The 13,508-nt window shown below is 61.1% G+C and carries 13 protein-coding genes; 7 read left to right on the top strand and 6 right to left on the bottom strand.

Features of this window, described 5'->3' with window-relative positions:
• The first annotated feature begins 67 nt into the window (after positions 1-67).
• On the top strand, positions 68-484 hold the full coding sequence (locus tag MUN80_RS17605; RefSeq protein ID WP_244714778.1) for a hypothetical protein: 417 nt from the start codon (positions 68-70) through the stop codon (positions 482-484).
• Positions 485-697: 213 nt separating this feature from the next.
• Complete coding sequence (locus MUN80_RS17600) at positions 698-1,156, top strand: hypothetical protein (protein ID WP_244714777.1); 459 nt, start codon at positions 698-700, stop codon at positions 1,154-1,156.
• A gap of 7 nt (positions 1,157-1,163) precedes the next feature.
• Here MUN80_RS17600 and MUN80_RS17595 read toward each other — a convergent pair whose 3' ends face one another.
• Positions 1,164-2,777, bottom strand: coding sequence for a hypothetical protein (locus MUN80_RS17595; protein ID WP_244714776.1), 1,614 nt, complete (start codon positions 2,775-2,777; stop codon positions 1,164-1,166).
• 150 nt (positions 2,778-2,927) lie between these two features.
• Here MUN80_RS17595 and MUN80_RS17590 point away from each other — a divergent pair, with 150 nt between their 5' ends.
• Complete coding sequence (locus tag MUN80_RS17590; protein ID WP_244714775.1) at positions 2,928-4,517, top strand: hypothetical protein; 1,590 nt, start codon at positions 2,928-2,930, stop codon at positions 4,515-4,517.
• A gap of 87 nt (positions 4,518-4,604) precedes the next feature.
• On the opposite strand, the gene MUN80_RS17585 is transcribed toward MUN80_RS17590, so the two are convergent.
• Positions 4,605-5,726, bottom strand: a complete 1,122-nt coding sequence (locus tag MUN80_RS17585; RefSeq protein WP_244714774.1) for a DNA topoisomerase IB — start codon at positions 5,724-5,726, stop codon at positions 4,605-4,607.
• A 391-nt stretch (positions 5,727-6,117) separates the two neighbouring features.
• Between MUN80_RS17585 and MUN80_RS17580 the strand changes: the two genes are divergently transcribed.
• Both MUN80_RS17580 and MUN80_RS17575 read left to right on the top strand, forming a co-directional pair.
• Positions 6,118-6,936: a M48 family metalloprotease gene (locus MUN80_RS17580; RefSeq protein WP_244714773.1), complete on the top strand. Its 819-nt coding sequence runs from the start codon at positions 6,118-6,120 to the stop codon at positions 6,934-6,936.
• Positions 6,937-7,078: 142 nt separating this feature from the next.
• Positions 7,079-8,230: an App1 family protein phosphatidate phosphatase gene (locus MUN80_RS17575; protein WP_244714772.1), complete on the top strand. Its 1,152-nt coding sequence runs from the start codon at positions 7,079-7,081 to the stop codon at positions 8,228-8,230.
• A 157-nt stretch (positions 8,231-8,387) separates the two neighbouring features.
• Here the strand turns inward: MUN80_RS17575 and MUN80_RS17570 are convergent, their stop codons facing one another.
• Complete coding sequence (locus MUN80_RS17570; protein WP_244714771.1) at positions 8,388-8,864, bottom strand: YybH family protein; 477 nt, start codon at positions 8,862-8,864, stop codon at positions 8,388-8,390.
• A gap of 31 nt (positions 8,865-8,895) precedes the next feature.
• Positions 8,896-9,639: a monofunctional biosynthetic peptidoglycan transglycosylase gene (gene mtgA / locus MUN80_RS17565; protein WP_244714770.1), complete on the bottom strand. Its 744-nt coding sequence runs from the start codon at positions 9,637-9,639 to the stop codon at positions 8,896-8,898.
• A gap of 137 nt (positions 9,640-9,776) precedes the next feature.
• Between mtgA and MUN80_RS17560 the strand changes: the two genes are divergently transcribed.
• A complete protein-coding gene (locus MUN80_RS17560; RefSeq protein ID WP_244714769.1) occupies positions 9,777-10,412 on the top strand; it encodes an LON peptidase substrate-binding domain-containing protein in 636 nt (211 codons plus the stop codon).
• Between the two features lie 46 nt (positions 10,413-10,458).
• Positions 10,459-11,718, top strand: coding sequence for a metallophosphoesterase (locus MUN80_RS17555; protein ID WP_244714768.1), 1,260 nt, complete (start codon positions 10,459-10,461; stop codon positions 11,716-11,718).
• On the opposite strand, the gene MUN80_RS17550 is transcribed toward MUN80_RS17555, so the two are convergent.
• The gene (locus MUN80_RS17550; protein WP_244714767.1) at positions 11,675-12,574 is read right to left on the bottom strand and encodes a diacylglycerol/lipid kinase family protein; all 900 of its coding nucleotides are present in this window, start codon (positions 12,572-12,574) and stop codon (positions 11,675-11,677) included. The two genes, MUN80_RS17555 and MUN80_RS17550, sit on opposite strands and share 44 nt — an antisense overlap.
• Positions 12,575-12,686: 112 nt before the next feature.
• On the bottom strand, positions 12,687-13,496 hold the full coding sequence (locus MUN80_RS17545; RefSeq protein ID WP_244714766.1) for a M48 family metallopeptidase: 810 nt from the start codon (positions 13,494-13,496) through the stop codon (positions 12,687-12,689).
• Positions 13,497-13,508 lie beyond the last annotated feature (12 nt).

Below are 13,508 nucleotides of genomic sequence, written 5' to 3'. Positions count from 1 at the left end.
GATTTTACCTATATTCAGTACCCTAGAAATTATGCCCGCGCTTTTCCTTCAGTAAACTGTTCCTGCTATGCAAACACTGTTTACCGCTCCCTTCCTACAGATTCACCACGATGGGTTTGGCCACGCGCTGGAGTTGGAATGGCTCGACTTTGCTAATAGTGCCGAACTGCGGCAGGGTATGAATACGGGTCTCACCTTGGCCCGGCAGTACCACGTGCGCGCCTGGATTGGCAACCTTAAGCACATGCGCGTTATTCGCCCTATCGACCAGGAGTGGATCAATGCCGACTGGTTTCCGCGCTTTGCCCAGCTCGACATTCTGCACATGGCCGTGGTGGAGTCGGACGACGTGCTCAACCGCCAGGGCGTAACCCGCGTGATGCACAAGGCCAACGGGCTGGCGCCGCTGAGTACGGCGTATTTCAGCAACGTGGAAGCCGCCCGCCGCTGGGTCAGGACTACGGCCTATGCCCTGCAGCCGTAAGCTCCGGTTAGTCAGGCTTTTTCGGGTTCGGCAGCCTTCCTATCTAAGGTAAAGATGGGCAAGCAGTTACTAATTAGCGCAAAATAAAGCACCGCAAAACGGCCTTGGCTCAGCAATTACCTGTATTATAGTATTCCGCTCTGCTTACCGCCTCCATTTTGCCAACTGCCGCAACTATTCGTTTTTGCTTATTCTGATTTAGCTTTCCCATCTATGGCTGACTTGCGGTATCCTGCCAACGCGTCCCTGTATTATCATAACGAGCTGGCCAACGTGGTGGAATTCACCTTCGGCTACGTACGCATCGACTGGAACCCCGTCCCCATTACCAGTGCAGCCCTACGGGCCGTATACGAACAGGCTCTGAACCTACTGCGCAGTAGGGGCCTTTGCAAAATCCTGACCGACCACCAGCTGATGCCGCCCGTACCGGCAGGCGAACAGGAATGGCTGGTCCAGGACTGGGCGCCGCGGGCTATCCGGGAAGCGGGGTACCGCTACTGCGCCGTGGTGCAGTCCTATGATGTGCTCAATCGGCAGAGTACCCAGCAAATTGTGCAGCGCCTGGGCAAGGAACCGTTTACGGTACGCTACTTCGAAGACGACCAGGCGGCAGAAGACTGGCTGCGCGGCACCGATACTGCCTGCCACGCCATGGGAAAAGTGGCCTAGCCCAGGGTTAAAACAGCCGGTGGCGCAGCAGCCAGCCGGCCGCGTCAAACTCGGTGGCGGCGGGCACGTAGGTCTCCACTTTCACGGGTTTGGCCGCCCGTATCGTGTTCCCGTCGCCGCTGTCGTACACCGTCACCGACGTGTGGGCTTTGGCAACGTCGGTGGTGGTTTTGAGCTCTACCAGGTCCTGCCCGGCTCCGTCGTAGATACCGATGGCAAAGCGGTGGTCGGGCAAGCCCCGCAACTCGAATACGTCGTTGCCACCCAGGCCAAACACCTTGATGGAGCGCGTCTGCCGGTAGTTGAAGGTGCGCTGGCCGACTAGGCTGTCGGGGCGGCCGGTGTGCAGGCTGTAGTGGCTTACGCGCAGCAGTCCGGGCCCCGTAGGTTCCAGCACAAACCGCTCGGGCGCGTCGGTGCCGGGAATTTCGACGTCCTGGGCCAGCAGCTCGTAGAAGCGGGCCGCTACGGCCGGGAGCTGCTGGCGGCGGCCGCGCAGGTTTTCGGTAAACTCACCCCCGGCCTCAGCATACACGGCCTTGGGCCACAGCGCCAGGGCATTGTGAATCACCTGGTCGGACAGGTTGCGCTGCAGGGAATCGGCCACCTGCTGAAAGTCCTGGGCCGTGAGGTAGACCAGCAGTGACTTATCCATGGGCCGGGCGGCGCGGTTAAGGCCTTCCACGTCAGCCAGGCGAATTTTCTGGTGAAAGCTCTGGTAATTGGATTTCACCCAGCCGATGATATGAGTAAAGACCCCGTCGTCGAACTTGAAAAACGCATGGTCCCGGTCGCGCGGGATGGGCCGGTACACGGTAGCGCCGCCGGCTCCCGGAAAGCTGGCCCAGCGCCACTGGTCTTCCCGCCGGCTCCAGTCGCCGAGCCACATATCAAACAGGCGGGCCCGCAGATACCAGCGTGCGTCGATGCGGTGCTGATTGTTGGTCACCAGGTTGGTGAACACTTTGCGGGAGCTTTCCACCTTGGCCGAGCGGCCGAAGCTGCCCACCGTGCGCTGGTCGCCCTCGGGGCGTTCCTCAAACAGGTACAGGGCATTGGCAAAGCTCTGCCGAAACTCGCCCAGGGCCGGGTCGTCGGCCACGTACACCAGCCGCGGATTAGTATGGTACACGCCGGCGGCAGCGGCCAGCGGGGCCACAATGTAGGCCCCGTAGGGGTTGATAACGCTGGTCTGATCCTTCATCAGCTTGCCGATGGGCCCGTCGCGCAAGCCCTCGGGCAGGGCTTTGGTGGCGTCCTTATCGACGGAGCGCAGCACGTACTGCACCCCGTTCTTATCAACCAGGCGCAGGTTCTTGGTTTGGAAGCTGCCGCCTTCCTGCACCGGCGTGAGGCCGCCGGGCACGGCCGTGCGCAAGTTGAACACCGGCGCCTCGACGGGCGTAGCCCAAAGCTTGCGGTAGTGCTTGCCCCAGAAAAAGCGGTGCACCGGCCCGCGCATGTACTGCGTGCCGGCCGCCACCTGCACCGTAGAGTCGGGGCCGATGGTGGGCGGCGGACCGGCGGGGGCCGCCGGGGCCGAACAGGAATCCAGAAGCAGCACGCTCAGCAAGGCACTACCCAGCAGGGTCGGGCTACACACATTCGGAGAAAAAGACACGGGCGCGGGGGAAAGGCGAAAAAATGACCGGCCGCAGCCAGTCCTGCCCCTTATAGCGCAAAGCAGCGGGTAGCGGTTGTGCTTCCTTACTGTCGACTTTTGCGCGAAACCTGCGTTGAAGGACTCAAGCCCTGCTTTTCTTCCGCCTCAATGACCTACCGTTACCTTTGGCTGCTGCCCGTCATGTGCTGTGTTTCCTGCGTCCGGCAGCAGTTTTTTCAACCCGATGCCCGCCTACCCGCTGCCACCGGCCCGGTCCTGACCGACACAGTGCGCGTCACGGTGGGCCGGCATTATCAGCGCGGCGGCCTGCATAATATATTCTGGGGCAAGCACTACCGCCACATCTGGGCCACGCCCGTCACCCTGCCCGTATTTGACATGCGCAAAACGGTGCCCGGCGGCCTGCAGGCGGGCAAAATGGGCGGCGGTTTTCAGAGTACCAGCATCACGCTCAATGCTGCCCAGGGCCGGCAGTACGCTTTGCGCACTCTCGACAAAGACCCCTACAAAACCCTGCCCAAGGTGATGCGCAAGTCGTTTGCGCTTAACATCGTGCGAGATGCTACTTCGGCGGCCAACCCCTACGGAGCGTTTGTGGTAGCGCCCCTGGCCGAAGCCGCCGGCGTGCTGCATACCAACCCGCGCCCCTACTATGTGCGGCCCGACGAAACCAATCTGGGACCCAACTCCAACCTGTTTCAGGGCAGGGTGGTAATGCTGGAAGAAAAGTACGAAGGTCCCGAAAACCTGACCCCCGCCTTCGGCAGTGCCCGCGACCTGGAAGACAGTGACCAAATGCTGGAACAGCGCTACGCCGACCCGACCCACCAGATTGACCAGCTAGCCTTTGCCCGCGCCCGGCTGCTCGACCTGTGGCTTGGCGACTGGGACCGTCACGAGGGTCAGTGGCAGTGGGCCGTGTACGAAAAAGGCGGGCGCACCCTGTACCGGGCCGTGCCCAAAGACCGGGACCAGGTTTTCTACCGGTTCAGCGACGGGCTGGTGCCGTGGCTAGCCAGCCGCCGCTGGGCCGTGCGCAAGTTTCGCACCTTCAAGCCCAAGTACGAGGACATCGGCGGGCTGGTAAAAAATGCCCGCTTCATCGACGAAAGGGCCTTATCGGAAGTAAGCCGAGCCCAGTTTCAGACCATAGCCCGCGACTTGCAGCTGCGCCTGACCGATACGGTAGTGGCCCGGGCCCTGCGCCGGTTTCCGGCCCCGGTGTACGCCCAGGAAGGCGCCCGCACAGCCGCCGCCCTGCGGGCCCGCCGCTCCGAGCTACCCAGAGCCGCCGACACGTTTTACCAGCTCCTGGCCCGGCACGTGACGGTAGCCGGCACCGACCAGGCCGAGCACTTTGTGGTGGAGCGGCAGTCGGATACGGCGACGGTGGTGAGCGTGTACCGCATTCCGGGCAAGAGCGAAAAGGCACCCGGCGACACGTTGCTGTACCGCCGCAGCTTCCACCCCAACGAAACCAAGCGTATTGTGCTGCACGGGTTGCGGGGCAAAGACCTGTTTGAAATCCGGGGTGAGGTGAAGCGCAGCATCCGGGTCGACGTGTACGGCGGGCCCAACGAGGACGCCATTATCAACACCTCCCGGGTGCAGCGCGGGGGCAAGATGACGTTTTACTACGATACCAAACGGGGCAACACCATCGTACGGGGCCACGATTTCAAGGACAAAACTGAGCATGGCGTCAGCATGCACGCCTACGACCGGGAAGGCTACTGACGCTGCTTTTAGAAGAACATACGCACCAAACAGAAAGGGCCACTGGATAAACCAGCGGCCCTTTTTTATGACGAACTGCGTACCGTTTTACCTGACCTTATCGACTTCCTGCAGCATGTCGAGCACCATGTGCTCGGTGGGCGTGAGCAGGTCATTTTCGGCGGGGTTGGCGTCGTGGCGGCGCAGGTAGTCGATGAGCTTGTCGGAATGGAACAGCTCGACTACCTGCGGATGAATGTAGTACTTGCTGCACACGGTGGGCGTATTGCCCAGGCCCGCCGCTACGTCTTTCACCGCCCGTTTCAGCACCTTGTCCTTGGGCAGCTCCGGCTCCTGATTCAGGACCGACTCGAGGCACTCCACCATTTTTACCGTACCGCCCCAGGTCCGGAAGTCTTTGGCCGACAACGGCAAACCAGTCACCTGCTGCAGGTACTCGTTCACGTCGCCTGATTCCAGCTCGGCGCGGTGCCCGTCGGGGGCGTAGTACTGGAACAGGTGCTGGCCGGGAATTTCCTTGCATTTCTGCACCAGGCGGGCCAGTTTCCGGTCGTGCAGGCTGACGTCGTGGGGCACGCCTTTTTTGCCTACGAAGGTGAAATGCACCTCGTCGCCGGCCACCTGCACGTGCCGGTCACGCAGGGTGGTCAGGCCGTAGCTTTTGTTCTTTTTGGCGTATTCCTTGTTGCCCACCCGGATAAAGGACTGGTCCATGAGGGTGAGCACCAAGGCAATGACCTTCTCCCGGTCCAGCTTGGGGCGCTTCAAGTCGTGCTGGATGCGCTGGCGCAGCTCGGGCAGCTTGTCGCCGAAGGCACGCAGGCGGCTGAACTTGGTCAGGCTGCGCGCCTGGTCCCAGGCCGGATGGTAGATGTACTGCTTGCGGCCCTTGGCGTCGCGCCCGGTTACCTGCAGGTGGGCATTGGCTGAGGGGGCAATCCAGACGTCGGTCCAGGCCGGCGGAATCACGAAGCTACCGATGCGGCTGAGCGTCTTCTCGTCGGTGACTTTGTCGCCCTTGGCATCTACATATGAAAACGAGCCCGTGCGCCCGGCTTTGCGGGTAATGCCGGCTTTGGTATCGGGCAGATAGCGCAGGCCGGCCAGTTCGGCCTGCCGGGCGGGGTCTTTGTACAAATCGTGGGCTTCCTCCAGGGGCAGCAGGTGTTTTTTCTTGACTTTGGGGCGGGGCGCGGCAGTGGTAGGCATAGGGGCACAGAATACGCCGCCGGCCGGAGTTGGCACGGCGGATTTCTCTCTACGCAGAATAGTCTGGAAAGTAAGCTCAACGCTGCGGCAACCTTCGCGTGGCCACATCAGGCAGGCCTAGTGAGTACCGGCCTACGCTACCAGGTGCAGAATGGCCGGGGTAGTACTTTTTTTGTTGGGCAACACCGCTCATCAGTAACTCCGGCCTGGGCCGGATAAGCTACCGAAAATCAGGCCTAAACCACGGGCTGCGGTGCATAGCTTGCCCTAAAAATGCGGGTTAAAGCAACGGAAAGGGCTTTCGGGGCGTATCGGGCGAAAGACTTTTGGCACTGTTTTTTCTTCGCCCTGGTCATTCCCGCTTCCTCTACTCCTTTATATTGCCTTCCCCATGCATCGTTCATTCCTCAAGCCTTTATTCCTGGTTGGGTTTGCGGCGGCTTCCTTTGGTGCCGCTTCCTGCTCAAAAGATGGCGACGGCGTCGTCTTATTCTCGGTTCAGGACGATATTGCTCTTGGTGACTCAGTAGCTCAACAAACCGATGAGCTCATGCGCACTAACCCCACTCAGTACGGCCGGCTGCTGGACCGTGCCAACAACGCTGAAGCTTACCGGGCCCTCGACAACGTGGTTAACACGGTACTTAACAACGGCAAGCTTACTTACCGCAACGAGTTCGTCTGGGACGTGAAGATTGTGCAGAAGGACGATAAAAATGCCTTTGCCACGCCCGGCGGCCACATCTACGTGTACACCGGCCTGATTAAGTACCTCGACCGGGAGTCGCAGCTGGCCGGGGTGCTGGGCCACGAAATTGCCCACGCCGACCGCCGTCACACTTCCAAGCAGCTCCAGACCCAGTATGGCATCGATTTTCTGCTGAGCCTGGTGCTGGGCAACAATCCCAACCAGCTGGCGCAAATAGCGGCCGGCCTGGGCCAGCTCAAGTTTAGCCGCGACGCGGAAAGCGAAGCCGACCAGTACTCGGTAATCTACCTACAGAACACGTCCTACACCTGCGACGGCGCGGCTGGCTTCTTTATCAAGGCGCAAGCCGAAGGTCCTAGTAGCACGCCTGCCTTCCTGAGCACCCACCCCGACCCCGACAACCGTATTTCTTCTATTCAGGCCAAAGCCAAAGAGCTGGGCTGCGTGAAATCGACGGAATCGGACACGAACCTGACTACGCTCAAGCGTGTGCTGCCCTAAACAGCTCTGCCACATACCTTTCAAGGCCCGTCCGGTTTCCGGACGGGCTTTTTTTATGGCCGAGAATACCAGTGGTGGGCAACTTGCCCGTGGGCTGCCTGCGTAAGGGTTTGCGAATTGCTTCTTTTCTTTACCCGTACCTATGGCTCCTCTACTCGATAAACTCGGCGACTGGGCCGAAAAAGCCGACGACCTGATCCTGCGGGCCCGTACCCGCCTCGGCCTGCTCGACCCGCTCCAGATTGTACCCTACCGCAGCTACGGCACGCCCACCCGCCTCTACGTAAAAGGCCGGTTGCTCACCGACAAGGGCATCGGCGAACCCGACCCGAACGACTCGCGCTGGCACAACCTGCTGAATATGTACCGGCGGTTTGAGAGCAACGAAATTGCCGGTGCCCAACTGCTAGTGCGCCCCGCCGATGAGTCGGAGCACCTGGTCGTGACCGACGACGAGGGCTATTTTTCCCTGAACCTGGCGCCTCAGGCCCTACCCGAGCCCATCGACTTCATGTGGTACCCGGTCGACGTGCTGCTACAGGCCGTGCCTCCGCCCCTGCCGCTGCCGGCCGGGCTCAAGGCACAGGCGCCGGTCCTGATTCCGCCGGCCGACGCCGAGTACGGCATCATCAGCGACCTGGACGACACGGTGATTCAGACCTCGGCTACGGACATTCTGCGTATGGCCCGCACGGTGCTGCTGCGCAATGCCCGCTCCCGCCTGCCTTTCAAGGGCGTGGCTGAGTTTTATCGGGCTCTGCAGCTGGGTCGCAATGGCAAGCGCAACAACCCATTTTTCTACGTCAGCAGCAGCCCCTGGAACCTCTATGACCTGCTGGAAGACTTTCTGAACCTGAACCAGATTCCGCCCGGTCCGCTGTTGCTGCGCGACTTCGCCGTGGTGCGTAAGGCCGCCAAGGACCCTTCGGAGCACCACGGGCACAAGCTGCGCGAAATCGACAACATCCTACTCACCTACCCCACCCTGCCTTTCGTGCTCATCGGGGATAGCGGGCAGGAAGACGCCAACATTTACCGCGAAGTCGTGCGCCGCCACCCCGGCCGCATCCTGGCCATCTACATCCGCGACGTGCTCCGCCCCGACCGCGCCACGCTGGTCGAGAAGGTATCAGAAGAGCTGCGCGGCGACAAAGTAGAAATGCTACTGGTGCAGGACACGGTACAGGCCGCAGAGCACGCCGCCCAGAAAGGGTTGATTTTCACCGAGGCCATTCCGGCCGTAGTCGAGGAAAAGCACAAAGACGAAACCACGCCCGAGGAGCCTGAAGTTTAAATGTGCTGAGGTGCTAATTGCCTGTCATTACTAACAGAGCAAAGCAATCCGTCCTCTACTAGTGACAAACATTATTTTACCCAAAAGCCCTTTCCCGTTGGCACGAGAAAGGGCTTTTCATAGTAGAAGGCTCCCTACATTCTCTCCATTCGTCTTATCAACTAGAGTGGTCAGCGACAATCACCCACTGGCCGTTGATGCGGCGGAAAATGAGCAGGTAGTGGCCGCTCAGGTCGCCGGCGGCGGGGCGGGCCAGATGCCAGCGGCCCACCACCTGAGCTACTCCGTTGTCCAGGGGGGTGATGCGCAGGTTGGAAAACGTGAGCTGGCCCATGCCGGCCGCCCCAGGGTAGCTACGGCGGTAGTTGTCGAGCGTAGGCTGCCAGCCATAGGTCAGGCCACTCTTGCCAATAAACACCAACGAATCAGACTGCCAGTAGCCCTGCATGAAGCTGGTCAGGTCACCGCGGTTCCAGGCCGCCGACTGCGTGGCCAGCACCTGGGCAATGGCGCGGCGAATCTGGTCCGGGCGCTGGGTTTGCTCCGACTGGGGCTGCTGACCGGGTTGCGACGGCGCGTGGTTGCAGGAGGTGAGGAAAGCGCCGAGGGTAGTAAGGAAAAGCAGCTTTTTCATGGAGTTGGCAGGGTGTAAAGGCCCAAATGGCTTATTCTTCAATTAGCTCGCGCACGTAGGTCGTGCCGCCCAGGCGGCGCATGTTGCGCATCACGCGGCGCTGCTTGGCCCGGGCTGCGGGGCCGGGGTTGCTGGCCCGAAACCGTAGCGGATTGGGCAGCACGCCCGCCAGCAAGGCTGCTTCGGCGGGCGTCACTTGGCTGGCTGGCTTGTGAAAATACCGCTGGGAAGCCGCTTCCACCCCGAAAGTACAGTCGCCCATTTCGGCCACGCTCAGGTACATTTCCATGATGCGGCGCTTGTCCCAGAGCAGTTCGATGAGCATGGTAAAATACGCCTCGGCGGCCTTGCGTACGTAGCTGCGGCCGTGCCATAAGAACACGTTTTTGGCCACCTGCTGCGAAATCGTGCTGCCGCCTACCAGCTTATGACCGTCCTGCATGTTGGTTTTTACGGCCTTCTGCAGGGCGTTGAAGTCGAAGCCGTGGTGCTTGAGAAACAGCTGGTCTTCGGCCGCAATCAGAGCCAGGGGCACGTGGGGCGACACCTCGTCGAGGCCCTTGAAATCGTAGCTGATGCGGCGGCCTTCCTCCCGGATGCCGTAGTAGCCCTTGCCAACCGGAGCGTGGGCCCGGCGCTCCAGCATCAGCCAGGTGGCCGGCGGCGACACCCAGCGGTACACCAGTACCCAGGCAATGGACGTCAGGAATAAAGCAGCCCCTACCTGCAGGCCGATCCGCCAGGCTTGGCGCCAGTACTGTGAATAATTCGCCACTCGTTGCGGGTTGTGCTGATTTCTTTTTCAAAGGCCTGCGCTAGGCCCGGCGGGCAAAAATAGCGGAATTGTGCCCGCACCGCCGTACCCGCCGGCCAATTCGCCGTACTTTTTATCGGTTTCTCTGTTCTGTCTGTATGCCCCGACTCCTAGCCCTGTTTCCCCTGAACCTGGTCGTCTTTCCCGGCGAAAAACTCAACCTGCACATCTTCGAGCCCCGCTACCGGCAGCTGGTACACGACTGCGTGGAAACTGGCGTCACGTTTGGCATTCCGCCCTACCTCAACGATGGGGTCAGCGAGTTGGGCACCGAAATGCGGCTGGTGGGCATCGACAAACAGTACGAAAACGGAGAAATGGACATCCGCACCAAGGCGGTGGGCGTGTTTCGTATCCGGGAATTCCATCGACAGGCTCCCGGCAAACTGTACGCGGCCGGCACGGTCGAGGATATTGCCGATGACCCCGACCAGGATGCGGCCCTCAAAACGCGCATCACCGAGTACGTACAGCAGCTCTATACGGCCCTGGGTCTGCGCAAGCTCTTCGTGGAGTTGCCTCCCACTTACCGCATCTACGACGTGGCCCACAACCTGGGCCTGACCACCGAGCAGGAATACCAGTTGCTGGCGACTACCAGTGAGCTGGAACGGCAGGAAATCGTGCTGGAACACTTGGAAAACATCCTGCCCGTCATCATGGAAACTGAGCGGCTCAAGGACCGCGCCCGGCTCAACGGCCACTTCAAAAACCTGACGCCCCCGAACTTCTAAGCCCGGGGCCCTCCTACTCCTTCACTCTTCCTGACGCCGCTCCTGCTTGGTTACCGTAGCCCAACTCGTATATTTTACCCTGGCCCTGGTGGCCGGCCTGGCCCTTTGGCTGCTATACCGCTTCAGCCTGGAGCGGCGCTACCGACGGCAGCCTTTCGTGGCGCCTGCGGAGGCCGGCTGGGCCAGCCAGACGCCCCAAACTGGCCAGTTACGCCACCGCCTGGCCCTGGTCGGCGACCTGGGCGCGGTGGCCACCGACGGGCAGGACCCGGTGCTCAACCTGCTGCAGCACTGGCTTGGGGAGGCCGGGGCCGAGAGCAGCGTGGTCCTTCTGGGCGACAATGTGTACCCAACCGGTATTCCGGCTCCTACGCACCCGGGGCGGGCGGCGGCAGAAAAACGGCTCAATACCCAGCTCGACGCCTTTCAGCAGTATGCCGGCCGGGTTATTTTCCTCAGCGGCAACCACGACTGGAACAAAGGACGTCCCGACGGTTACCAGTACCTGCTGCGGCAGGAAGCTTACGTGCTGGAGCATCTACCCGCCGCACATTACCTGCCCGCCAAAGGCTGCCCGGGCCCGGTTACGCTGCAGCTGGCCGAGGGCTTGCTACTAGTCGTGCTCAATACGCAGTGGTGGGTGCAAAACGGCCCGCGGCCCCTGGGGCCCGAGTTTGGCTGCACGGTGAGTAATTCAAAGGAGCCCTTTGCGCAATTGCAGGAAATTCTGGAGCACAACCGCCACCAGCAGATAGTAGTGGCCGGACATCACCCCTTGTACTCGAATGCCATGCACGGGGGTAAATTCACGACCAAACAGCACTTGTTTCCCCTAACGGCGGCCCACAAAAAAGCCTACGTGCCGCTGCCTATCATCGGCTCCCTGTTTCCGGCGTACCGCAAGCTCATCGGGGCGGCCGAGGACATGGCCCACCCGCGCTACCGCAAGATGCGCCGCCGCCTGCTGCGGGTGCTACACCAGTTCCCCAATATTATTTACGCCGCCGGCCACGACCACAACCTGCAGTACTTCCACTACCGGCAAGGCCACTTTCTGGTGAGCGGCTCGGGTAGCAAAACGGCTTTCGTGCAGCCAGGCGGCAAAGCCACATTTACCCACGAGCACAAGGGGTTTTTCGCCCTGGAATTTTACCAGGGTGGCGAAGTCTGGCTGCGCACCTACGAGCCCGGCACCAGCGCCGCTGAGCCCCTAGCGGCCGAAGTGTTCCGCAAGCAACTGGTGCCTGCAGCCCCACCGGCTCCTACAGCGGCAGCAGCACCCGCAGACTCTGGGGCTCAATCGTGACCTGCAGGGGTAGCCTGGCTTGCTGCGGCTCTCCATCTACCTGCACTAGTACCTGGTCGTGGCCGGGCACTTCAATGGTGGCCCGGCGGCAGCGCAGTCGCCGGGTATACACCGATTCATCGAAGGCATCGGTGTAGAGCTGGTAGAGAATACCCAGCGCGGCGGTACCGGGAAAGGGCTCAATCAGGCAGATTTCAAACTCCCCGTCGTCGAGCCGGCTGTCCGGATTGATGACTACGTTGCTGCCGAACGTGTTGGCGTTGGCCACCGTGACCATAAAGGCAGGGCCCTCGTAGGTTTCCTGGTCGGTAATAATGCGGTAATGGGCTGGCTCGTAGCCCAGGTACTCCTGCATGGCAATCCGCACGTAGGCCCCCGGGCCGCGGGTGTCGCCGCTGCAGAACCGCTCCACGACCAGCGCGTTGAAACCCAGATCGGCCAGGTGGGCGCAGAACGTGCCGCCTACGCGCAGGGTATCGATGGCGCGTACCTGGTGGTCCCAGATCAGGTGCAGGGCTTCCTGCTGATCCTGCGGAATGCCCAGGTCCTTGGATAAACCGTTGCCCGAGCCCAGCGGAAGTATGCCTAGCGGCAGGTTGGTTTCGGTCAGGGCCTCGGCTACCAGGCTGACCGTACCGTCGCCACCGGCGGCAAATACGGCATCGTATGAATGCTCCCGGATATGTCGCTGCAGCTTGGTCAGGTCATTCTCGCCGGAGGTGTGAAAAAAGGTAACGGTGCGGCCTCGTTCCCGGCAAAAGCTGGTGATGGTATCTTCCAGTGAGGACTTGTCGATATCGCCCGAAATGGGATTCAACACAAACAACAGCCGGAGTAAAATGGGTGGGGCAGCCATGGTGGGAGAAGTTCTAAACTAGGGTAGTTGCTCGCTAGTACGGGATTAAACGCGCTGTGGCCGAGCTTGCGCCCGGCCACAGTTGAAGATAAGGGTTGTTAAGCCATTACAACTACGGCTTGAGGCCCGCGGGTAGTCCCTGCGGAAAGTCGGCGGCAATGGCCTGCTGAATCTCCCCAATACGGTTCCCCGGGTTAGGGTGGGTGCTCATAAACTCCGGCGTGCGGCTGCCGCCCCCGGTTTGCTCCAGGATTTGCATTACCTGAATCATAGCCTCGGGGTTGTAGCCGGCCTGGGCCGTAAAGTCCACCGCTAACCGGTCGGACTCCAGCTCGTCTTCGCGGCCAAAGCGCATCGTTACGAGTTTGGCAACCATAGCCGTGGCGGCCGCGGCCGCAGCCGTGCTGGGGCGGTCCGGGTCGTAGACGGCAATGGCGGCGGCCCCGGTCAGGCCCTGGGTCAGGTTGGATTTAGCTACCTGCTCAGCCGAGTGCCGACCCACTACGTGGCCAATTTCGTGGGCCAATACTCCGGCCACCTGTCCTTCAGTCCGCAGGTTTTTGAGCAAGCCCGCCGTAATGAAAATCTGCCCGCCGGGCAGGGCAAAGGCGTTAATCGTGTTTTCGTCGGCCAGCAAATGAAACTGGAACTTGTAGGGGGTCTGACTGGCCTTGGTGCTGCGCACGAGCTGCTGCCCGATTTCCTCGACCCGGGCTGCAGCTTGCCGGTCGGGATGCAGGCCACCGTACTGCTGGGCCATTTCGGGGGCGGCTTGTAAGCCCAGGGCTATTTCCTGCTCGGCCGTCATATCGACGTGCTGCACCTCCCCGGTTACTTCGTTGGTGGAGCGCTTGCAGTAGTAGGTTATGAATGAAAACCCGGCCAGAACCAGGGCAATTATGTAGCGAATGCTTCCTCTCATGGTGGTGTGGAT

The sequence above is a fragment of the Hymenobacter cellulosivorans genome (assembly GCF_022919135.1).
Classification (GTDB): domain Bacteria; phylum Bacteroidota; class Bacteroidia; order Cytophagales; family Hymenobacteraceae; genus Hymenobacter; species Hymenobacter cellulosivorans.
Note: the sequence above shows the minus strand (reverse complement) of the source record. Positions and strands in the feature narration are given on the sequence as shown.